Source organism: Gemmatimonadota bacterium (assembly GCA_026705765.1).
Taxonomy (GTDB): Bacteria; Latescibacterota; UBA2968; order UBA2968; family UBA2968; genus VXRD01.
On record JAPPAB010000101.1, the window covers coordinates 15,006 to 36,534 of the forward strand.

The 21,529-nt window shown below is 49.4% G+C and carries 19 protein-coding genes and 1 tRNA gene; 6 read left to right on the forward strand and 14 right to left on the reverse strand.

Annotated elements, in window-relative coordinates; translation table 11 throughout:
* Positions 1-14: 14 nt before the first annotated feature.
* The gene (locus tag OXH16_13400; protein ID MCY3682391.1) at positions 15-1,034 is read right to left on the reverse strand and encodes a zinc-binding dehydrogenase; all 1,020 of its coding nucleotides are present in this window, start codon (positions 1,032-1,034) and stop codon (positions 15-17) included.
* A gap of 96 nt (positions 1,035-1,130) precedes the next feature.
* On the opposite strand from OXH16_13400, the gene OXH16_13405 reads away from it, so the two are divergent.
* Positions 1,131-2,150: a Gfo/Idh/MocA family oxidoreductase gene (locus OXH16_13405; GenBank protein MCY3682392.1), complete on the forward strand. Its 1,020-nt coding sequence runs from the start codon at positions 1,131-1,133 to the stop codon at positions 2,148-2,150.
* A gap of 21 nt (positions 2,151-2,171) precedes the next feature.
* Complete coding sequence (locus tag OXH16_13410; protein ID MCY3682393.1) at positions 2,172-3,251, forward strand: Gfo/Idh/MocA family oxidoreductase; 1,080 nt, start codon at positions 2,172-2,174, stop codon at positions 3,249-3,251.
* A gap of 7 nt (positions 3,252-3,258) precedes the next feature.
* Here the strand turns inward: OXH16_13410 and OXH16_13415 are convergent, their stop codons facing one another.
* Complete coding sequence (locus tag OXH16_13415) at positions 3,259-4,119, reverse strand: phytanoyl-CoA dioxygenase family protein (protein MCY3682394.1); 861 nt, start codon at positions 4,117-4,119, stop codon at positions 3,259-3,261.
* 23 nt (positions 4,120-4,142) lie between these two features.
* On the opposite strand from OXH16_13415, the gene OXH16_13420 reads away from it, so the two are divergent.
* Genes OXH16_13420 through OXH16_13430 form a run of 3 tightly spaced genes read left to right on the forward strand, consistent with a single transcriptional unit; the run spans position 4,143 to position 6,696 of the window.
* On the forward strand, positions 4,143-4,919 hold the full coding sequence (locus OXH16_13420) for a phytanoyl-CoA dioxygenase family protein (GenBank protein ID MCY3682395.1): 777 nt from the start codon (positions 4,143-4,145) through the stop codon (positions 4,917-4,919).
* A 15-nt stretch (positions 4,920-4,934) separates the two neighbouring features.
* The gene (locus OXH16_13425) at positions 4,935-5,963 is read left to right on the forward strand and encodes a Gfo/Idh/MocA family oxidoreductase (protein ID MCY3682396.1); all 1,029 of its coding nucleotides are present in this window, start codon (positions 4,935-4,937) and stop codon (positions 5,961-5,963) included.
* Positions 5,964-5,979: 16 nt separating this feature from the next.
* Positions 5,980-6,696 (forward strand): SDR family NAD(P)-dependent oxidoreductase, encoded by a 717-nt coding sequence (locus OXH16_13430; GenBank protein MCY3682397.1) that lies wholly within the window; start codon positions 5,980-5,982, stop codon positions 6,694-6,696.
* 129 nt (positions 6,697-6,825) lie between these two features.
* Here OXH16_13430 and OXH16_13435 read toward each other — a convergent pair whose 3' ends face one another.
* The 12 genes from OXH16_13435 to OXH16_13490 form a co-directional block, all read right to left on the reverse strand.
* Positions 6,826-7,758: a superinfection immunity protein gene (locus OXH16_13435; protein ID MCY3682398.1), complete on the reverse strand. Its 933-nt coding sequence runs from the start codon at positions 7,756-7,758 to the stop codon at positions 6,826-6,828.
* 279 nt (positions 7,759-8,037) lie between these two features.
* Positions 8,038-8,286: a hypothetical protein gene (locus OXH16_13440; protein MCY3682399.1), complete on the reverse strand. Its 249-nt coding sequence runs from the start codon at positions 8,284-8,286 to the stop codon at positions 8,038-8,040.
* Positions 8,287-8,307: 21 nt separating this feature from the next.
* On the reverse strand, positions 8,308-8,649 hold the full coding sequence (locus OXH16_13445; protein ID MCY3682400.1) for a type II toxin-antitoxin system PemK/MazF family toxin: 342 nt from the start codon (positions 8,647-8,649) through the stop codon (positions 8,308-8,310).
* Positions 8,642-11,818, reverse strand: coding sequence for a hypothetical protein (locus OXH16_13450; protein ID MCY3682401.1), 3,177 nt, complete (start codon positions 11,816-11,818; stop codon positions 8,642-8,644). Before OXH16_13450 ends, OXH16_13445 begins: the two co-directional genes overlap by 8 nt.
* A 43-nt stretch (positions 11,819-11,861) precedes the next feature.
* A complete protein-coding gene (locus tag OXH16_13455; protein MCY3682402.1) occupies positions 11,862-12,479 on the reverse strand; it encodes a hypothetical protein in 618 nt (205 codons plus the stop codon).
* Position 12,480: 1 nt separating this feature from the next.
* Positions 12,481-15,537, reverse strand: coding sequence for a helicase-related protein (locus tag OXH16_13460; GenBank protein MCY3682403.1), 3,057 nt, complete (start codon positions 15,535-15,537; stop codon positions 12,481-12,483).
* Positions 15,538-15,702: 165 nt separating this feature from the next.
* Positions 15,703-15,960: a hypothetical protein gene (locus OXH16_13465; GenBank protein MCY3682404.1), complete on the reverse strand. Its 258-nt coding sequence runs from the start codon at positions 15,958-15,960 to the stop codon at positions 15,703-15,705.
* 46 nt (positions 15,961-16,006) lie between these two features.
* Positions 16,007-17,068 carry an ornithine cyclodeaminase family protein gene (locus OXH16_13470; protein MCY3682405.1) on the reverse strand — a complete coding sequence of 354 codons (1,062 nt, stop codon included), beginning with the start codon at positions 17,066-17,068 and terminating at the stop codon, positions 16,007-16,009.
* A 13-nt stretch (positions 17,069-17,081) separates the two neighbouring features.
* A complete protein-coding gene (locus tag OXH16_13475; GenBank protein MCY3682406.1) occupies positions 17,082-18,122 on the reverse strand; it encodes a Gfo/Idh/MocA family oxidoreductase in 1,041 nt (346 codons plus the stop codon).
* 15 nt (positions 18,123-18,137) lie between these two features.
* Positions 18,138-19,187: a Gfo/Idh/MocA family oxidoreductase gene (locus tag OXH16_13480; GenBank protein MCY3682407.1), complete on the reverse strand. Its 1,050-nt coding sequence runs from the start codon at positions 19,185-19,187 to the stop codon at positions 18,138-18,140.
* A 3-nt stretch (positions 19,188-19,190) separates the two neighbouring features.
* Positions 19,191-20,012: a carbon-nitrogen hydrolase family protein gene (locus OXH16_13485; protein ID MCY3682408.1), complete on the reverse strand. Its 822-nt coding sequence runs from the start codon at positions 20,010-20,012 to the stop codon at positions 19,191-19,193.
* 15 nt (positions 20,013-20,027) lie between these two features.
* Positions 20,028-21,173: an aminotransferase class I/II-fold pyridoxal phosphate-dependent enzyme gene (locus OXH16_13490; protein ID MCY3682409.1), complete on the reverse strand. Its 1,146-nt coding sequence runs from the start codon at positions 21,171-21,173 to the stop codon at positions 20,028-20,030.
* A 241-nt stretch (positions 21,174-21,414) separates the two neighbouring features.
* On the opposite strand from OXH16_13490, the gene OXH16_13495 reads away from it, so the two are divergent.
* Positions 21,415-21,491, forward strand: a tRNA-Arg gene (locus OXH16_13495).
* Positions 21,492-21,529: the final 38 nt, after the last annotated feature.

The window sequence follows — 21,529 nt, forward strand, 5'->3', positions numbered from 1 at the left end:
TCCTCCTTTACACTTTATCCCCACGGTTTTAATACGACTTTTGCACACTCGCCCGTGGTTTGCAATTCCCAGGCTTTTTGCACGTCTTCGAGTGAGAATATATGTGAGATCATCCGATTCAATTTGTCTGTGTTTGCGCGGACGACTTGCATGAGTTTTGGTACGTCTTTTAAGTTGTAATGCCAGGAGCCGACGAGTGTGATGCCTTTTCGGATCATGTCTTGGCTGATTCGCAAGGGGGTTTCTTCTCCGCATTCGCCCACGAATGCCACCTGCCCACGCCGTCTCGCAGCGTCGATGCACAACCGGTGTGCAGATACGGCACCCGAGCAATCTACGGCAGCATCTACGCCAATGCCGTTGGTGAGGTCCATTATTTGTTGCAGGGCGTTTTCTTCGAGGGGATCGATTGCTTCGTCTGCGCCCAGTTCGAGTGCTTTTTCGCGCCGATAGGGGTTGATATCTACGGCTATTACACGCGCGCCAAGGTGTTTGCTGTTGATGACGCCTCCAAGTCCCACGGGACCGAGGCCAGTGACCATGAATGTGTCGTAGGCGTTTATTTGCATGCGCTGTATGGCGCCAAATGTGGGTCCCAGACCGCAGCAGGCCATTCCCCCGTGTTCATAAGAGACGTCGTCGGGAATTTTTGGGAGTAGCCAGTCGGGTTTTAAGAGGTACTGCGCCATGGTGGCTCGGCCTTCTTCTCCGCCTGTGAATTCGGCGAAGTTTGCGCTTTGCTGGCAGTGGATGTAATCGCCGCTGATACACAATGGGCATGTACCACACGGATATTGGGGCATTACGGCTACGCGGTCGCCGACTGATACGCGCCCGGGTTGGGCGATTTCGACGACTTCACCGGCTGCTTCGTGTCCCAGAGAGGTGGTTTTTCTGCCGCCTGTAAATCCTTTGTATTCTGTACACATCGGCGCGGCGTGAACTTTTACCAGTGCCCAGTTGTCTTTTGGCTTTGGGTCTGGTACGTCTATTACGCCGCCTTTGCGTTCACCAAATATTGCAGCTACTTTCATTTTTTACCTCCAGAATGGGGTTGACAGAGGTCATGGATCGCTATTCATTCAACAAGCTATAGAATATTTCCAATAATAGATTTCACGGAGAATATCATGGACAAAATCCGAGTTGCATTTATTGGCTGTGGTAATATGTCGTCGCAATTGCAACGGTGCATACCGCTGGTGCCGGAGTTCGAGTTTGTCGCTACTTGCGATCTCGTCGAAGAGAAGGCGAGATCAAATGCGCGCAGGTTCGGTGCACTCCGCTATTATACCGATTACAACGAGATGTTCAAGCATGAAGATCTCCACGCAGTCGCTGTTGTGGGTAGGCCAGAGGACAAATTGCATCGGGATATCGGTATTGCGTGTCTCCAGCAGGGTTATCATATCTATACCGAGAAGCCGCCTGCGACTACCTCTGAGGGTGCGAAGATGCTGGTCGATGCCTCAGTTGCTGCCGGTAAAACAGGGATGGTGGGCACAATGTGGCGGCATGCGCCTGCGCATCAGATTGCCAGAGAGTTGATGGACGATGAGGCGTTCGGCGATGCTTGTCAATACCATACCCGCTACATGGCGCCGGGTCCCCGGTTACAGGAGATGGGATCGCCTTTTGCGTGGCCCTTTATGCTCGATCAGGTTATCCATCCTACTGATTGCATGCGTTTTTTTATGGGGCAGGTCAGCGAGGTTTTTGCGCTGGGTTCTGTTGATGGTGCGTCTGGTACGGTGTCAATATCCGTTAATTTGCGCTATGGGAATGGTGGCATCGGTACGATGACACTCGGTACAGGTCCGGTTTTGGAGGCGATGATTTTTGTCAAGGGTACGAATAGTCAGGCCATTCAGGTGTTTGAGACGCGCAAGTTGCGCCGCTACCGCGTTCCGACATGGCTCGATTCTGGCGGTGGGTACGCCGATACGCCTACCGAAGAATGGGATCTCAATACCGCATTTCACAGCGTTGGTCGTCCGGGCTATCTCGAAGAGATGCAGCATTGGGCACAGTCGCTGCAAGCTGGCACACAGCCTCACTCGAGTCTTGAAGATGCTTATCAGAATATGCGCGTTTTGGAGGCGATTAGCCATAGTGTTGAGACGAGTGAAGTCGTTCAAATTTCCGCATAACCTGTATTAGAGGAATTTTTTATGGACAAACCCATCCGCATGGCCGTGGTCGGTGTTGGGCGCATTGGCGTTTTTCACGCTCGGCATGTTCAGGAGCTCGCCCGGGAAACGGGTGTGTGTGATCTCGTCGCTGTGTCCGATACTTATGGCGATACGGCCAGTCGCGTGGCTGCAGAGCTTCAGGCAGATCAGGCGACTGAGATTCACGCATTTGATGATGTGTCTGATCTCGCTGCGGCAAATTTGATCGATGCTGCGCTTGTTGCGTCGCGCACAGAAGATCATGAACGCGATGCGCGAGTGCTTGTTGACGCGGGTTGTCGCGTGCTTTTGGAGAAGCCGCTGACCCATTCGCTCGCGTCTGCTGAGGCTTTTGTTGCCGATTTGAATCGGGATCCCAGACGGAAAAACGCGCTGATGCTGGCTTTTATGCGCCGGTTTGACGCTCCGTTGTTGAGGGCAAAAGCGTTGTTGGAACAAAACGCCATCGGCAATGTTTTCAAAATTGTTTCGGTGCTGGAGGACCCTATTCCACCGCCGGATGGTTATAATAGCGCGGGTTTGCTCAGCGATATGGCTGTTCACAATTGCGATGAGATTCTCTGGTTGCTCGGCGGTCCTTTGCCGGAATATGTGGCCGCGTTTGGGTCTAATCTTTACAATTGTACTATCAGTACTGTTGAAGAGGATTACGACGATGCTTTTTTACAGATGTGGTTTCCCGGTCGCACAATCGGTCAGGTTATGGTCAGTCGCAATCACGTTGCGGGATATCGCAATGCGACCTGGATTTATGGCGATGGCGGGGTGATTCACGTGGGGCATTTTCAGGAGGATCCGCACAGGGTTGAGGTGGAGGCGTATGGTCCTGATGGTGTGATTTACAAAGAATCCCTCCCTTTGCGGGATTATGGCTCCGATGTGCCCGTGTTTATTACTCGTTTTGGTGAATCTTATAAGAATGAACTCGATTATTTTATTACGCAGTGTATCGACGATGCACCGTTTAGCGTTACGCACGAAGACGGTCTCAGTGCGATGCGCGTTGCCATTGCCGGAGGCGAGGCGATATGTGCCAGGGAAGATGCGAGAAAGGTGTGACATACGTCTAACACGTTACGTCCTTGCCTTCGCTGCCATAGACCGCAAGGCGTTCTTCTGAAGAAATTTCCTCTATGGATCCGGGGATGTAATGCAGTTGCAGGGCGCGGCGACGTCGGTTTGATCGATTCTCCGGGGAGCCGTGGTGCAGCCGCCCGTGCCAGAGCAATACGCCACCGGGTTGCAGGGCTACTGCGGTGATGTGGTTGCGGGCGACGTCGGTGTCGCAGATTTGCCAGTCTCGTCTTTTGAAGTGTACGACGGGACCTGCGCGATGGCTTTGGGGGATGACGTGCATGCATCCATTTTCGGGATCCGCGGGATCGAGGGCAACCCACGCGCTGACGATGCAGGTGTGCCTGGGTACGTTAAAGTAGGCGTGGTCCTGGTGCCAGGGTTTTTCGCGTCCAATGCCGGGCGGTTTTAACATGGCCTGGTTGGCAAATAGTTTGGGCGGTTCCCCCATGATGCGGGTCAAAATATCTATCAGTTGGGGGTCTTCGCCAAATGCGTCCAGTCGCGGATCAAATCCGACAAATCGGGTGAGTTTTCGCACGAGTAGTTCGCGCGCGTGACCCTCTGATCGTTTGACCTGTTTGGCGCGCCCGCGCTCGAATTGTACACCCCTGAATTCGCGATTTTGCCCTGCGATCAATTCTTTTACTGCGGCCATGCCGTCGTTGACCTGTGCGCTGGAATACGCGCTCTGTATTGGCAAAAAGCCCTGTGCGTGAAATTGCGCGATGTGTTCGTCGCTTACTTTTTCAAAGCCGTCAACAGATTCGGCGATGTGGGCGTATTTGTAGAGCGCGGGGTCGTATTCGCCAGGCTCGTACGTATCTTGCAGGTTATCTGTTTTTTCATCCACAACAACCTCCTTTGGAGATTCTTATGCTCGACCTCGAACTTATTGAACCGTCAGAAGTTGACCGCGCTGCCGCTGTTTTTCACCGGGATGGGCTTGCGGTTGTGACGGATGCGCTGACCGATGATCAGTTCGCTTTTCTTGTGGAGGGCGCGCATCGCGTCGTTGCAGAACAGACGAGCGCGGTTCCGCTGGAGAAGGCGAATAGGGGGTTTGCGCGTTATTCGTTTGGTTCGCAGATCCATCACCCCGAATGGGCGATGCTGGTCGATCTGCCTACTATTTTACCTATTATTGAAGCTATTTTCAATAGTAATCAGTTTGTGTGTAGTGGTGCTGGCGGCGATTATTCTCTGCCGGGTGCAAAAATCCAGCATTTGCACCGCGATATGCCCGATTTGATCAATGATCCCGAGCAGCGGGTGACGGTTATGGATGTTCCGGTGCCGTTTATTGTGGTTAATTTTCCGATGATTGATTTTAGTGTGGAGAATGGGGCTACGCGATTTATCCGCGGCACCCATCGCTCGCGCCAGGCGATTCCCGGTTTGGAGGATGAACCCGAGTGGATGAAGAATTCCGTGGCTTGCGCGCCGAGTAAGTCGGCGATTTTTCGAGATGTGCGCTGCTGGCACGGGGGGACGCCCAATATGTCTCGGGATGTGCGTATTATGACGAGTGTGGGCTATTACGCGCCCTGGTTTCGCCGACCTGGACGAGATGGCGAGATGCCCCGCGCGATTTACGATTCTCTGTCAGAGCGCGGTAAAGCGCTGTGTCGGTCTATTGTGGCGTTGGATTGAGAAGGGAGAAAATGCATGAAACTGGTCGTTCTTTCCTATAGTCACCACGGGCGAGGTATGGCGCGTACGGCGCACGGTCTCGGTCACGATATTGTCGGTGTTATGGATGGCGATGCAGGTCCTCGGCAACAGTTGGCAGAGGAGTTCCAGTGCCGTGGGTTCGAGTCGGCGGGTGCGTGTCTCGATGCGTGTCTGCCAGATGCGGCGCTTGTTGCGGGGAAACATGTCGAGATGCCGTCTCATGTGCAAGCATGTGTGGATCGCCGCGTTCCCTATCTTCTGGATAAGCCGTTCGCCGATTGTGCAGATCGCTTGCGCCCCGTTGCAGAGGCTTCGGAGAAGTACGGCGTGTTTAGTGCGCTGGTGCTGCCCAATCGCGCGAGCCGAATTGTCCGCGTGGTGAAAGATATGGTTGCAGATGGTAGTTTGGGCGATCTGGTGCTGTACAGTAGCAGGTTGAATAATGGGCCTCCGTCCCGCTATGATCCGACACCGTCAGCGTGGCACAATGATCCGGGTATTTCCGGTGGCGGTTGCTGGGCAGTCGAGGCGGCGCATGGGATTGATACGTTTTTGCAATTTGTTGGCGATCGGCGTGTTTCCGTTGTTGGCGCAGTGATGTCCAATGCGATGTATAGCCGGGGTGTGGAGGATAGTGGTATTGGTGTGTTGCGGACGGATGACGGTATTACCGGGATCGTTGAGTCTGGTTATTCTTATCCGGCTGGTACGCGCAGTGGGGATCATTTTTTTCGGTTTATCGGTACAAAGGCTTCGGTTTTTGAGCAGTACGGTCGCAATGGCGAGCCTTTGATTGAGGTTCACACGACTGAGGGCGTCCAGTTCAGCGAGGATATTTCGCACGGCGAGCGCATGCAGCGCGTGATGGGCAAAGCGTTAGACGCGAGTCGTGAGGGCAATGCGTTTGAGCCGACGATTGTTGATGCGGTGCGTATTCTCGAGATTCAAGATGCGGTTTACGCCCACGCGCGACAGGGTATGATGACCCACGGTCCGCATCCGATGGGGGCGCAAGGTCTATAAAAAAGAGGAGAGTATCATGTCCAAAACGGCTGTTATTTCAGGGGTCGGCTCTGGTTTAGGTGCCGCGCTGGTGAGGAAGTTTGCAAGCGAAGGCTATCAGGTGGGGTTGTTGGCCCGGTCCCCCGGTTATATCCAGGATCTGGCCGAAGAACTGCTGCAAGAAGGTGTGAAAGCTCTGGCTTTACCCACGGATATCACCGATCCCCAGCAGGTGATCCAGAGTTTTGCCCGGGTGCGCGAGGAACTGGGCCCGGTTGATGTCCTGATCAACCACGCTGGCAATGCCTCCTGGAAAGACTTCCACGAACTGACCCTGGATGAGTTTGAACTGTCCTGGCGCGTGTGCGCCTATGGCTCCTTTCTGTGTGCCAAAGAAGTGGTCGGCGATATGCTATCTGTGGGTAGTGGTGCTATCCTTTTCACTGGTGCCACTTCGTCCATTCGGGGCCGGGCAGGTGCCATTGCCTTTAGCAGTGCCAAGTTTGCGGTGCGCGGTCTGGCCTGGGCATTGGCCCGCGAGCTTTGGCCCAAGGGCATTCACGTGGCCCACGTTATCATAGATGGGGTGCTGGATACCCCCTTGTTGCACGAGAGAGGGGATGTCGAGGAGGGTGAACCGCTCATGAATATCGACGCCGTGGCCGATGCCTATTGGCGTCTGGTGCAACAGGACAAAGGCGCCTGGGGTTTCGAGATCGATTTACGACCCCACGATGAGGGGTTCTTCGAGTGAAGTCAATTGTGGGAATTACATACCAAAGTGCCCACACTATTGTACGCCAACAAAACATTTCAGGACAAATAAAAAATCTCGACCATAATTAGTCGAGGTTTTGTTGTGGGGTTATAGATGTATCTTTTCCTATTTGAGATGCCATGCGATAAACCGACAATTTTGAAGTAGCGTGTAATTACTTGACACTTGTTCCAATGCGGGAATGCCGCTTATAGTGATTTGTATATCCTTGTATTGCCTACCTTTAGCTTTACTATGAACCAATGCTGCCATTTGACCGAACAATTTTTGAGATTCTCTATGATTAAAAGATCCCATGTACCCCTTTGAACCAACAAGAATGCTCATCGATACAGTATCACTGCCGTATTGATCCTTATTTTGCCCCGTATTCACAATATGTCCTGTTACCGTGATACGCTTACTCTCCGGCGGATAAATGTCGCTGTGTAAAATTTGATCTATTTTCTTGGCTTTAATCCGAGCGTCCGTCATAATATCGTCGTAATTAAGATTGTTACCCTCAGCTACGTAGGCAGCCGCGCTACGGCTACCGTCGGTTTTACGTAACTCACGATCTATGCTATCCGTCCGCGCCCGACGCTGCGCTATTAGTTTATCAGTTTCAGAATAGTCAATTTTGGAGTAGTCAGGTCCTTCGCGTCTTTCGGAAATAGTTTCAACAAGAGCGGCGATAACTATAAGTCCTACAAAGATTACAACAAAAAAAGCACTGGCCTTAAAAAGCGGGTGTTTAGGGAATATACTACGATCTAAATCGTGAGGTGACTTGCGGGTATCATTTTGGCTCTCTGTGTAGGCTGAGTACAGCGGTTTTGGGTTTATTGCAATTTTTGGTTTATTCAACTTATTAGTATTAGAAGTAGATCGTTTTTCTACATTATTTGTAAGGGCCATAGCTAAAGAGATAATCCACCCAATTACTGTCCATCCAAGAAATAGATTGATCACTAAAATGGAAGCCCTATTATTATGACGGGACGCATACGCTAAAATGGTCGGAATAGCATAAAATGCCAGCAAAAGTAGAATTTCCATGTAAAAACCCCTCAATTGTGTGAATGTCGCAAGTTATGTCACAAGATTGTCGCAAGTTCAGTGGGCATTTCTCTACATTTGAATGCCCATTACGCCAGAGAAGTCAAGTACCACCACATCACCTGTCATTGCGGCATGGTTTTAGCCGCAATCCAGGGGTTTTGGTTGTCATTACTGTCGTCGTGCCTACGGCGTGGCGATATGGTTTTAAGCCGCTACGCGCAAGCACAATGTCAGTAATCCAGTTCGTTTTTTTTGTACTGGAAAACTCATGGGCGACTACTTACCAATGCGGTAGGCGGTTGGATACCCGATTCGCAAGCCATAAATGACTGCATTGGGATATTTGGCAAGTAGCTGTTTCGTAGCGACTAAATCGTCGGCGTTGATTTCGTATTCACCTGTTTCAATATCTATGACCAAGAACTTGCCTTTGTGCTTGGGATCCACTTTGTCACGGATTTGTTGCACATATATTAGTTCACCGCGCGATTCGACTTCGTGAGACGTATAATTAGTATAGGGCATGGTCGTTTGGTCGTTCTCTTATCACTCTGAGGAGGCCAATGGCTCCAGAGCAATTCTTACACACGCACATACGCCTTGCCAATCGCGGTCAGATAGATGGCCGACAAGCGTAGGATGGGTAGCGGAGGGTAGGGTGACAAAAAAACTGCGAAAAACTGAGGGTATCCTCAAGCCAGCCTGCGACCAATCTTGCAATACATAGTCCATAGGACCAAGCGCTACAGTTTGGCTCGTAATCAGGCCAACGATCACATCAGGCCGCGAGGCATGATAAACTGAAGAGGAAACAATCACGGACGGTCGACGTTTGGTGCCGGTCACGCCAGGAAAGTCAAGCACCACCACATCGCCTGGATTAAACAAGGTCTTCCTCCTCTGGATAAAGTACTTCCGCGTACTGTAAGGAGGCCGTGGTCAAATCTTTTTGATCTTGTTCACTCCAGGTGTTACTCTGGTCCCCAACATTGACCTTGGGTTGTACCTGTAAAATTGTTTTCATATCCTGCCAGTGGGTCTCCACAAATCGGAGGCTTGTTTTCAACTCTCCCAATTTCAGCGATACTTCTGGCTTGTCCGAATCCTTCATCAGAGCATGATACAAGGCACGCAAGGCACTTTTATCGCGCTTCACAAATTCCTTGTACCTCGCCGCGCACTCTGGACATAAAGCAAGAAACTGCACCTCGTGTTCCTTGTGAAAGTAGTCTATAGAAAGAGCCTCTACCGCCTCAAAGTAATACTCATCATCGCGCTTTTTGAACGGCATCTCCTTTTGACATATCTGGCAGATCAACTGATCGTCCTGGTTGGTGTACTGATTCCTAAGATAGATGTCAGGCTCAATCTCTCCTCGTGTAGTCCGAGTACTTATTTCTCTCGTCTTAGATTCTTTCTTTGGCGCATCTTTCACTTGATCCCTGAGTTGCTTTTTTCGGCGTTCAGAGTTAGTGGAAACTCTTTCAGGAAATTCTGGTTTTTTTTCTTTTAATTCTCTTTCAGCTTTCCACCGTCTGAATCCCTCGGGATCTTGTCTTAATAGTTCGATATCTTCAGTTGAGATGCCAACTTCTTCCGCAAGTTTTGCAATGACATTCTTCTTCATACCAAGTTGATCCGCTAATTTATCATCGGGTACGAATGATTCAGGCAGATCATCAAGGGTTAGTTCGCTCGGTTTATGCATATTTCCATTAGGGTCTGGTAACCAAGCAGTGTCAGTCAATAGCTTGCCAAACCCAGATAGTCGATTTTCTTTTTTACTGCGCTCATAAGATTGCCTTTTTGATGTTTCCACAATTCCGCGAATGCAATCAGAATTGGGTATAGCTATTTCATTCCATATAAATGTACTTTTCTCAAGACTTGGATTAGCTATTGTACATTTCAGTCCCTCAACATGTATATTAGGATCAAATCCATTGAGTCCTCTTTTGTGATCACCGCGACGACTTTCGATGTTGACGTGTCCTTCCCGATTCTTCTCTCTCCGGTTTATCCTTACGGTTTTGCTAACTCCCAAGTCTTTGAACAATGCAGATTGGGGATGGTCTAGTTTGACACAGGCAAAAGAATCATTGCTGGCAAAATACATACACAAATTATCACTTCCAAAATAGACTTGATCTGGCTTTCGATAGATTGTTTTTTCCAAACTGAGGCACTCTGCAAGAATGAATGATGTTACCCGCAATTGTTCCTGAAGTCGCTCTTTCTTCTCTTGGGAATCCGTTTTGTATGCCCGCTCAATTTTTTTGAGGTCGTGTTTGTTCTCATCAGGGTCAATCATTACTGAATCGTCCGTATATTTCGGTAGTATTCCCCTGATTACTTCTTCGACAATATCCAACTTCGGGACGCCCAACTCCTGTAGGAATTTTTGGACTTTTTCATCCGACGAGAGCGTTACTTTCACGATTGGCAACGGAGTTTCAGTATCCGTTCCAATGGCTAAGGATGCGTTTGGCGAGCCGTCATACTGGAATGGGTTGACGTGAGACCCATCTTGAAGACGCAGAATGGGTTTTTTTCGGAGAACACTCCACGAGTGTTGCCACAATGCGTTTTGTCCAGACAAGAATTCATAGAACCTAATGAACCATTCGTCGTCTTGGGTGGCAAGAAATTGTTTAGATAGATTGCGTGCGAACACTTCCGGGTCAACTTCTTCGACCTCGAGTTCTTGCATCAAATAAGACCGTAGATCGGGTGTGCGGTCTTGGGTGATTTCATCCGATAGCCACTTGATCTCATTATCCGATTGAAACAATGCACTAAGTTGTTCTTGATTCAAAATCTTCATAAGTGCAGCACCACGGACGAGTTTAGCGTTCCGGGCAGCGATAAACGTGCCGTCATTAGCCGGGAGTAGTTCCTTTTTCATAAGTGCTTTGCGCACTTTTGTGAAGATGAGGTAAAAATCTCCGTAGTAACCACCATTGCTATAGTAATACTGACTATCTGAACACCTAATTGGTAAGGCTTCCAAAAGAGAGACCGACAGCAAACCCATCTTCTTTAACTGTCTAAGTGCTTCAACAACCAACTCAGCAGTTTCTTCAATTAGCTTTTTATTCCAAGCATCATTTTCTAGAATATCGTTGCGTGCTGGCGTTGTGCGATATGGCCCCTGAATCAAGAAGCCCATTCTTGTATCTTTTTTTGTCGGGAAATAAACAACTAACGGCGAATCATTAATTTTTTTTATAAACTCAGTATTATCTTCTTGGTTGACTTCAAGTTTAAATCCTACCTCAATATGGACATAGTTACTATTATCAGGAGTCTTCACACTACGCTCAAAGAGTAGCCAATTTTCCTCCTCTTCCTGATTATTTTTCTCGCCAATTACAGTAACGCGGTGCGCGGTTTTACAAATATTGTCTTTTTTTCTTTCCTTCAGGTACTGTCCTTTTTCTCCATCCGGCGCGACACTCCATTTGATTTCGTCAATTCGCCTCAAGAATAGCAATACTCTCGGTCCAAGGTCTCGCAATTTATTTAAAATGAGATTAAAGGCTTGTTTTGCGGATAAATTTTTATGATCGAATGGAAAAACGAAGACAGTCTCACCGGATGCTATTGAAAGGCTGTGTGTTGGCTCTTTCGCTTCAGGTCTGATATATCGTTTAATCACAAAATGTTCATCGCCAGAATGAATTTCTGGAGAAGCTGTAAATGCATAAACTGACTTGAATCCGATGCCAAACTTGCCAATCTGAATGAAATCCTCTTTTTTCGTCCCTTTCAAGACATCGGATATTCCTCTAACATCTTCTTCGTTAAATGGCGTGCCGAAATGTCTAAATTCAAGTCTGTCACTGAAAAGTCGAAACTGAACTGCACAGTGGGAACCGCCGTTAGGATTTTGTCTAAAGCGTCTCTCTAAAGCATCCTCGGCGTTCTGTAATAATTCATATATGAAATGGGATCTATCGCTGTATAACTGTTCTGAGATGAGTTGCCCAATATCGTCAAATTCTTCGCCGCGCCGACGTATATTGTCTTCGCGGATTTTCTTGTAGTCACTCGGCATGATGCCTCCTTCTTTTTAAGCTGTTCCCAATCTCACTAAGTACCTACGAATCTGTAAGTTCAACTGAAATTTCAAGATGAAGTGCCTTGGCAACATCTTGAATATATCTTGCCTTCTGTTCCGTGCTGGAATGCGTTTCAATAAAGTACCCATCTATTTTTCGTACCTGTCCTGCTGATTCATTTTCTTTACGCGATACAATCGGATGGCCACCATGACTCCTGATTGACTTCAATTCCGAAACATGCTCTAAGCCAATATATTGGAAAGACTTGATGAAAGTATCTACTGCCTTGTTTTCAAAAATAACCATTCCATTGGGAAACACAACTCGTAGCTTCTTTGGGGAAGATGTTTTTCCGCCCTTGAGTTTTTTCAGATGGCGGTCTATGTCTCTTGCTAAGGTTGAGAGTTCATTCGCCAAATCAGTCAATTTTTTTATTTTTTCCGAAGCACTGATAAATTCTTCAAGAGATTTTTTTTCTGATTTTATGTCTGGTGATATAGGTATGTCCAGTTTTTTTAGCTGATCAATTACCTTTATGATTTCGCGGTATCTTGTCGTTGCTGTCTCCAAAGGAACTGTATCTGGAGATGAAAGTGATTCTTCAACCCAAGCTCTTAACTGATGAACCATTTGGAAAGGATTGTAATTATCCATCTTATGCCTCTTCTATGGTTAAGATTCCATACGCCACAGGCTCAGCGATAACATCCGCTTTATCTATAGCATTGTCCAATTCCTGGATGCGTCTATTGTAGTCGGCGGTTGCGCTCTTGATCTGGGATTGGCGCATTCTTTGTATTTTTTCGTCATTTGCCTGTTCAAGCTGTTCTCTAAGAAGTGCCATGCGTGCCTGGTGGCTCGTTGACAGGCTCTCTTTGCGGTACTTCGCTAACTCCTGATTCCGTTGCTGATGATCTGTGCGTTCTTTGGACCACAACTTGTAATGATGAGCGTCTAATTCATCCCACACGGTAGCGTTGCTTTCGTTCTGATCATCTGCATCCACTGCTTCCTCAAGAAGATGGCTTAAGTGTGGTGTTAAGGCCTCTGATGAAGCAATTGGCTTGAGCATTAAATCATCCCTGATGCCCTGGAATCGCCACTGATAAATGGCAAACTCATAACGACCAGCAGGTACTTCATTGGTCTGTGCCTTCAGACTTACGATGACTCGTTCCTTCGTATCCAATGACTTCGCCGCCTGTTTTACCAAAGGATGGAGCGGCATAACGAAAGCAGCCTCGGGATGCTGAGCAGCGCAGTCCGATTTAAAGGTTATGGACAAGTGAGGGTCTCCGCCCTTTAGCCAATTCTCCCAATCGCGATAGGCCGTCGTGTTCTGTCGGGGAAGTTGCCGAAAATCGCGCAATAGAATATTGCGTGCATCTTGTGAAAGACGAAGCGTTTTTAAGGGCCTCTCCCCAAGAATAAAGGCATGAGCCTCCCCGCATTTTCGCTGTAGATAGAGCGCGACGAGTCTTTGCAGGGAAGTCGGCTCTAACCAAAAGCTTGAGGCACCTTTAATTTCTTTCTCCATCTGATCTTCAGGGAAGCGGATACCGAAGAGCTCTATCTGCTTCTGTTCCAGTTTGTCTTGTTCTTGTATCAATCGGATCTTGTTATCTGCCAACTGTTGCAACTTGGCCCTTCGTTCCTCTTCGGTCAAGGAATAATTTTCCGCGATATTTTTGATCTCTCTGGTGATTTCCCCGAGTATTTCTTCGCTACTTCCAAGAGCACGATTGAACATGCCTATGCGCACAAGACAACGCTCATAAATGTCTGCGTCAACTGTTCCGGGAGTGATCAAATTGACAATGGCGACGGTCTCACTTTGCTGGCCGTTGCGGTCAATACGACCAATTCGCTGTTCAACGCGCATTGGATTCCACGGCAGATCATAATTCACAATACAATCGCAAAACTGGTAGTCTAATCCTTCGCTACCGATTTCCGAAAACAATAAGACATCGAGAGTGTCGCTATCCTCCCGCGGCTTCTCAAAACGGTTCCGAAGAGCAATTCGCTCTTCATCGGGCGTCCCGCCGTGAATCATACCGACGCGAATGCCATTAGCTTTGAGATGTTTATAAAGATAGCCAAGTGTGTGTCGAAAGCTACTAAATAGCATGATTTTGTTGTTGGACAGGCTCTGTTTTTCCCGGATAATTTTGCGAAGGGCCTCCAGCTTCGGATCATAGGGATCAAGAGATCGTGCCTTCTCGAGAATTGCTTGGATTTGCGACTGGATGGAACTAATGGTATCGCTTGATGGGACAGATCCCATATCGTCGGCTTCGTCCCATTCTAATTCGTCGAGATGGCGACTTAAAATATCCTTGAGAAAAGGAGCTAATCCATACAAACAACTCGCGGCTTGCCGACGGATCGTGGTCATCATGAACTTGACGTTGATATCCCCATGGAGCCTACGGAATATCTCTGCTTGTACCTGGAGCAAGTCGTAGTGAAGTTGTTGCTGTGAAGCGGTAAATGGAACGTTGACGGTTTCCGGTTTTCTAATGGTAAACGTGCCGATATCTCGCCGTCGCGTTCTGTTGATAATTCCCGAGAACGTATGCAATGATTCAATATCCGTGATGAGTTGCACTCTTTCATCGGCGGTAACATGACCTCCAGCCAGTCGTCTTTGGACCCTCTTAAATTCAGGATTATCGCGGAGAATCGCCCGACCCCAAGACGTTGCGGCTGCCTGATCAAGGGCTTCTATGGTCCGCGCTGTCCAATCTTGCTCCTGTGTACGTACATAATCCACAGCTTGGTTGATGAATGGGTTTGGCTTTGCCATGTGTTCAAAGCTCTCATGATCCAGGATGAGGTCGGGACGGAGCGTGTTCAGTAGAACAAACAAGTCATGGCTGCCAAGCTGGATAGGCGTGGCGGTCAGAAATATTGCGGCTTCGGCGTGGTCACAGAAAAATCGCACGGCTTGATGAGAGTAAGTACTCTGATTGCGAATATGGTGGGCTTCATCAACAATCACAAGGTCGAATCGTGGAGGTGGATCCAAGTCCAGCAGACCTTTTCTGCTTTTTCCTCTACCCCTTCTTTTTGAACCGTGAAGGAGCACCTCGTCAAATAACGAGTAAGGGAGAATTGTTCGCTGGTGTTGTTGGGGCCATACGCCTTCCAGGTCCATTTCCTTGATACAGGATCTCAAGATAGGTCCATTGAGATGAGTGAAACGCTCGTCAAATCGTTTCATCTCGTTCTGCCATTTGCGTTCGGTCACCAATGGGCGTGGACATATAATGAGGACAGAGTTGATGTCACGTCTGGCTTGCAACTCCCGTAGGATCAATCCAGCCTCAATGGTCTTGCCTACACCCACGCCATCTGCGATCAGTAGTCTCGGACGGTCTGATCGAATGAATCTTAGCACTGGGCGAAACTGGTAGGGTATAAAGTCAACGCGAGCCGCGTTGAGTGAATACAAGTTTGATAGGCTCGGATGCTGTATTTGTAGGGCGGTCAAGTAGGCGTGGAACTGATCGCGCGAAAGAGATTGAAAGTCGTCTTCGGGTTGCTCTTCGGCCTTCAACTGAGAAGCGTAATATGTGTGGATATTTCCCTCTGTAAAAACCCTAACCCGATCCTCATTCCCACCCGGCAATACCTCAACAACCGCTCCCTTCACAGAAGAATCGGACTTCAAGATCACAATTTGTCCCTGTGAAAATTCCATATCCATTATTTGTTTTCCTATTGAGTTTGGTGGTGAGTTTCTCTGCCAATTCATACAGTATTTCTGGACAGGTTAATCCTTCAATTTTACTCTGTCGTGCCAGTTCAAGACAGTGATATGGATTGCCTCCCCAGCCGATACTGGACAACAGAATGTTTGTATCATAAACGACTATGGGTTGCATTCACGATCCTCAGGGATGAGGTCATCGACAAAATTCTCGCGTTCCGCTTCGGTCATCGTGTCCCAATCCAATCCCTGAGACGCACATAACTTTCGAAACTGCGCTTCGGCATAGTCCATGCGTGCCACTCGATTGGCTTCTGCCTGCTCTGCAAGCGCGAGCAGTACTGCTCGCTTTTCTTCCGGTGGCATCTGCTGGACCAAACCAATGATCTGATCGGTTGTTAATTCAACGGTCAAATTCATGTCAATCCATGTATTGAGAAAGTTTAGTTAGTCGTAGCCAGTGGCTTCACAGCCGGATCCAATCTGATAGGTTCTCGTGCTGGAAGATCATGGTCTCCTGGATGCTCGACATCCGTCCCTTTCCCGCTTCTCTTGCTCGTTGATACATCGCATAAGCAATAGCGACATCGACATAGGCCAGGCCAACTGCGTTGAAGTAGGCCCGTTCTTCGGGGGTCTCCCTTCCTCCTTTTTCACCGGAGACGACTTCGACGAGGTTTGCGTAGATGTCCTCGTCCGAGAGTTGTCCGTCCTTATACATACGACTGAGCGTTTGCGTTCTGTGCTTTACGGTTTCCCAATCATCGCACACAATTTTATCGCATTGTCCCGCCACGTCATATTCGTCTTCCCAGCCGCCGATATGGCTGTAGAAAGTGCCAGGCTTTATCCATGCCGCTTTGAGAAGCGGGGCTTGTGCGCTCGTGGCTGTGACGAGAATATCGGCACCCTCTATGGCCCGCTGTGCATTTGTGTGGGCGGCGGAAAAACGCATGTCTCGAAAGAGTGTCGCCATTTCGTCGATGAACTGTTGCTCTTCGTGGTCATGCTTGGCAGAGACCCGGCACTCCTCAAGGCCTGGAAACACCGTTTTCATGGCGATCAAGTGCATCTTGGCCTGTTCCCCTGCTCCAATGAAGGCAATGCTCGTGGAATCCGGTCTTGCGAAATGCCTGGCGGCAATGCCACCCATCGCACCCACGCGCATATTCGAGCACAGGGTGCCGTCCATAAAGGCGATGGGGTAGCCTTTCTCGATCTCGGATAGGATGAAGACCGCAGAGAGATTCTGCTGTCCGTATTTCTCGGGATTGAACGGGAATACGGATACCCACTTAGCTCCGCATATCTTTTCGGGCAAGAGGGTTGCCGGCAGGCAGTTAATGCGATCCTGGGTGTCTTCATTGAAAATCTGAACTACTTTTTCTGGAAAAAGGATGTCGTTTTTTTGGTAGGCGAGCATGGCGTTTTCAGCCGCGCTCATGGCAAGCCGTATGTCCAGGCATCCGGCTTGCAGGAGGTCTTCTTGAGAGAGAAAGAGACATTCGATGCGATGCTTATCCGTCATGGGTTCTCCTTTTTTAGAGATTAACGCGCAGATTGCCCGCGTGGTGGGAGTCCAGTATGCCGAGCATGATCTGAAGTGTTTTTCTGGCTTCGCGTGCGGGCGAGACGAGTGTGCCGCCGTTTTCCAAAACGTGGATGAGTTCCGAGACTGCGCCAATTTGTCGGATCGATATATACGGCTCTACGGGGACTGCTGCATGCGACCACCAGCGCGGTTCTTGTGGGGTAATAACCTCAAATTTTTGATCTGAGATTTCAATCCGTCCATTTTCACACGTCAGAGAAAATTTCGATCCGTTAAACGCCATTTTGTGGCAGTTGTAAAATGCGCGTACATCATTGTCAAAATGGATGTACGCAGAGGCATAAGGATCGGTCGCCGGGTCGTGTCCGCCATCGCCTTTGTATTCGGTGAAGTGCTCAAATCCGGGTTCCAGTTCGCCGACCAACCATTCGGGGTTTGCCTCGGCAAAGAAGCACATCATGTCGATCATGTGTGTGCCGTTGCGGAACATCATGGCGCGCGTTCCGAATTGGTCGCAGACGATGGTTCGCAAGCGGCCCATTTCGCCAGATCGGATCATTTCCCGGGCTTGTAGATAACTCGGATACCAGCGGCGCGTGTGTTCTATCGAGAGCGGTACGTTATTTGCCTCGGCTGCTGCGATCATGCGGTCGGCGTCGTCCATGGTTGTGGCTATGGGTTTTTCACACAGGATTGCCTGTGCGGATCCTTCGGCTGCTGCGACTGTGATATCGGCGTGTGCGTGATCAGATGTCACGACACTGACGAGGTCGGGTTGCTCTTTGTCCAGCATTTCCCTGAAATCTGTGTATGTGTTCACATCGGGCCAGACGTCGCCCCACCGCTCGCAGAAGTCATCCAGTACCTCCTGGCGCAGGTCGCATACGCCGACGACTTCTGTCTGTGCGTGTTTGTGATAGGCCGATGCGTGAGACGGTGGCATGGCACCAAATACGGGTCCTCTCGGTTCGTGAGGGCGGCTGGCGCCTATGCCTGTCAAGCCTACGATTACAGCGCGATATGTATTCATTTTATTCCTCCCTGATTAATCCAGTAAACGGTTGACGATGTGGTCTTCTGCAGCGATGAGGGGGTGTTGCTCATTTTGCAAGGGCAAGGTGACGGGTTCGCCTGTATGTGCGGCTTGATAGGCGGCTGTTGTGAGCAGGGCTACTGATAGTCCGTCTTCTGCACTGGTGACGGGTGTTGTGTCTTGTTCGATGCAGTCGATGAGATGTGTCACACAGGCCGCCAATCCCGCTGCTCTGGGCGGTGGTGTATCGACGAGTTTTCCGTTGACGGAATATCCCATGCGATCTACCTGAACCCACGCGCCTTCGCCCGTGATGTTGACGCAGTCGAATGTGGCATCCTCGCTTTGCGCCTTTGACCTTCCCGCGGTGAGTGTTGCCGTGAAATCGGGATATTCACACCAGAGTGTGGCGATGTCTTCTGTGCCAAATTGCGCGTATTCCTCAAAGTAGAGATTTTGCATTTGGCAACTCACCCTGTTGGGCATGCCAAAAAACCAGAGCAGGGCATCCACGGTATGGCTGCCCAAATTCATCAGTTCACCCCCGCCATTTTGCACGGCTGGCGTCGGATAGCTTACATAAGCCATGAGGTCGCCAAAAAATTGTTTTACGCTGTTGTGGGCATACGCGGAGATATGTCCGTATTCGCTCCGGTCAAGGGCTTCTTTGAGTCTTATCATCGCGGGCGAAAATCGCGTGGGATAGGTTAACAGGACTTTATTTGATGCGCCGGCGACAGTATCGACCAATTCTCTGGCTTCGACAACGGTTCGCGCGATGGCTTTATCGACCAGTACGTGTTTGCCACAGTCGAGTGCTTTTTTGATCAGGGTGCGTTTGAGATAAAAGTCCGTGCAGATGGAGACGATATCCACGTTTGGGTCTTCCAGGACTGCGTCGTAGTCTTGTGAGACCTCAAGGCCGTAGAGTTGAGATAGGGCCTTGCCTTTGCCTTCGTGGTGCTCTGCCGCTGCGACGATTTTGCAATCTTCTCGTTCATGCCAGATCGGGCCGTAACTGTTCTGGTGCGCCCGATTGCCAATGAGTCCAATGCGATACATGGGTTATTTCCCTCCGTAGGTGGGCGATGAAAATTCGGGCTGCTGCGACCAGTGGTCAACTTTTCCCATTACCCTGTAGAGTTCGGGGCGCCGGTCGCTCAGATGGTTTTCATCCGATGCGTCTTTGAGATCGACCTTGTGGATTAACACGTCGGGTACGTTGGATTGCAATTTTGCCGCGACTTTGCCGTGTGGGTCTGTGATCAGGGCGACATTGGGATGCGTGAAGCACACAAACATCTGATTTTCATAGGATCGCGTGCGCATCCACCATTCATTTTCTTCATGCCACATGCCATAGGTTGGCATGAGACAGATTTTTGCGCCTTTGAGCCGCAATGTGCGAATCGATTCGGGCCATCGGCGGTCCGCGCAAATGACTATGCCCACGGTGCCAATGTCGAGGTCGAATACGGGCAGGTCATCGCCGCGCACAAAACGGTGATCGTGCGATTGTAGATGCGTTTTGTAATATGTGCCGACAATTTTTCCCGCGCGGTTCACTAATATAGCGGCATTGTAAAAATATCCCGCGCGTTTTTCAGTGTATCCAAAAACGATGTGGGTGCGCGATGCGCGTGCCATTTTGCATACCTGTTGGATGTACGCGCTTTGCTCGACGTCCTGAGCGACTTCGGCAAAGCGCTCAGCGGTCCAATTTTTTTCGGTTACTGCATATCCGTCCAGGAAGCATTCCGGGGTTATGAATACGTCTGTATCTTTTCCCTGTGTTTCAAATTGTTTTTCAAATATTGCCCAATTGTTCTCGACATTCCATTTTTCGGGCATGGCTTTCAGCATTCCAATTTTGATTTTATCGGGCATATGGTTTCTCCTTAGCTATACGCCTCTCAGAGCCTGCTCAAAGTCCGCGCATAAGTCCTCTGCGGATTCGATGCCAACTGCTACTCGGATCAGTCGCTCGGAGATTCCCGCGTCGCGGCGTTCTTCTTCGGTGAGTCCGGAGTGCGATGTTTGTACAGGGCGGGTGATGAGTGTTTCGATGCCGCCCAGGCTGGGTGCGGAGATTGGCAATTGTAGTTTCGATATTACTGCGTCGGCTACGTGGCTGTCGCCAGCTATTTCAAAGCTCAATACGCCGCCGCATCCTTTAAATAGCTTTTTTGCACAGTTGTATTGTGGATGGCTGGGTGAGCCAGGGTAATTTACGCGTTCTACTGCGGGGTGATTTTCCAGGAAAGAAGCGAGTGCGAGTGCGTTTTCGTTTTGTTTTTCCACGCGCAGGACGAGTGTTTTCATGCCGCGCAATAAGAGAGAGCAGGCGTGTGGGTCCAGGCAGCCGCCCATGATGTTCAGTCGATGCACAATGCGGGTGATTAGATCGTGCGATCCAATTGCGCAGCCAGCTACGATATCCGAATGTCCGTTCAGGTATTTTGTGCAGCTGTGCAGGGAGAGGTCAAAGCCGATTTGTAGAGGGCAGAAGTTCACTGGAGAGGCAAAGGTGTTGTCGATCATGGAGATGAGGTTGTGGGCTTGGGCAAAGGCGACGACGGATGGGAGGTCGGCGACTTCCAGCAGGGGGTTGCTCATGGTTTCGACATAGATGGCGCGGGTTTCAGGGCGTATCAGTTTTTCCCATTCATGTGGTGCGTTTCCGGATACGAAATCCACGTCAATTCCAAAGTCGGCGATGTCGCGTGCCAAAAAGCCGCGCGTTCCGCCGTAGAGACAATTTTGTGCGAGGAGGTGGTCGCCTTTTTTTAATACGGTCAATAGGGCGGTGGTTATTGCTGCCATGCCCGATGCAGTGACTACGGCGGCTTCTCCGCCCGCAATTTGTGCCAATTTTTCATGAACTACGGTGTGATTGGGGGTGTTGTTCAGGCGAAGATATTTTATGTCGTGATAACTGTCTTCACTGCTGTATGAAAATGTGGCGCTCTGAAATACGGGTAGCGCGACCGCGCCTTCGTATTTTTTTTCTTCTTCACCTGCGTGGATTAGTTGCGTTTCAAGGTTCATGAGTGGTTCCTCGTTTATGTAATGTCCCTGTGCCCGCCCGCGCTAAGATAGGCGTTGTAAGTTATTGTCCTCATCTTTCCCTATGATTATACATTCTGCCGTTTGGGGCAACCCAAAACTATTGCCACTCGCTATCCGATATAATAACCCGTTTCCGCTTGACAGTATTTGGCAGTTTTGATACCTTTTTCTGCCTTACAGCGTTATGATGTATCGCAAATATACTAAGTACCTGATTTTAGCGGACGTAGCTCAACTGGATAGAGCACCTGACTACGGATCAGACGGTTCCGGGTTCGAATCCTGGCGTCCGCACCAGATCGAGAGAAAGGGTTGCATCGCAACGGTGTAACCCT

Bases quoted from the DNA above. Each gene is read 5' to 3' on its own strand.
- OXH16_13485 (MCY3682408.1), bottom strand. From the start codon at position 20,012: ATGCCCGATAAAATCAAAATTGGAATGCTGAAAGCCATGCCCGAAAAA.
- OXH16_13440 (MCY3682399.1), bottom strand. From the start codon at position 8,286: ATGCCCTATACTAATTATACGTCTCACGAAGTCGAATCGCGCGGTGAA.
- OXH16_13405 (MCY3682392.1), top strand. From the start codon at position 1,131: ATGGACAAAATCCGAGTTGCATTTATTGGCTGTGGTAATATGTCGTCG.
- OXH16_13460 (MCY3682403.1), bottom strand. From the start codon at position 15,537: ATGGATATGGAATTTTCACAGGGACAAATTGTGATCTTGAAGTCCGAT.
- OXH16_13455 (MCY3682402.1), bottom strand. From the start codon at position 12,479: ATGGATAATTACAATCCTTTCCAAATGGTTCATCAGTTAAGAGCTTGG.
- OXH16_13465 (MCY3682404.1), bottom strand. From the start codon at position 15,960: ATGAATTTGACCGTTGAATTAACAACCGATCAGATCATTGGTTTGGTC.
- OXH16_13475 (MCY3682406.1), bottom strand. From the start codon at position 18,122: ATGAATACATATCGCGCTGTAATCGTAGGCTTGACAGGCATAGGCGCC.
- OXH16_13400 (MCY3682391.1), bottom strand. From the start codon at position 1,034: ATGAAAGTAGCTGCAATATTTGGTGAACGCAAAGGCGGCGTAATAGAC.
- OXH16_13410 (MCY3682393.1), top strand. From the start codon at position 2,172: ATGGACAAACCCATCCGCATGGCCGTGGTCGGTGTTGGGCGCATTGGC.
- OXH16_13425 (MCY3682396.1), top strand. From the start codon at position 4,935: ATGAAACTGGTCGTTCTTTCCTATAGTCACCACGGGCGAGGTATGGCG.
- OXH16_13420 (MCY3682395.1), top strand. From the start codon at position 4,143: ATGCTCGACCTCGAACTTATTGAACCGTCAGAAGTTGACCGCGCTGCC.
- OXH16_13450 (MCY3682401.1), bottom strand. From the start codon at position 11,818: ATGCCGAGTGACTACAAGAAAATCCGCGAAGACAATATACGTCGGCGC.
- OXH16_13430 (MCY3682397.1), top strand. From the start codon at position 5,980: ATGTCCAAAACGGCTGTTATTTCAGGGGTCGGCTCTGGTTTAGGTGCC.
- OXH16_13490 (MCY3682409.1), bottom strand. From the start codon at position 21,173: ATGAACCTTGAAACGCAACTAATCCACGCAGGTGAAGAAGAAAAAAAA.
- OXH16_13470 (MCY3682405.1), bottom strand. From the start codon at position 17,068: ATGACGGATAAGCATCGCATCGAATGTCTCTTTCTCTCTCAAGAAGAC.
- OXH16_13480 (MCY3682407.1), bottom strand. From the start codon at position 19,187: ATGTATCGCATTGGACTCATTGGCAATCGGGCGCACCAGAACAGTTAC.
- OXH16_13435 (MCY3682398.1), bottom strand. From the start codon at position 7,758: ATGGAAATTCTACTTTTGCTGGCATTTTATGCTATTCCGACCATTTTA.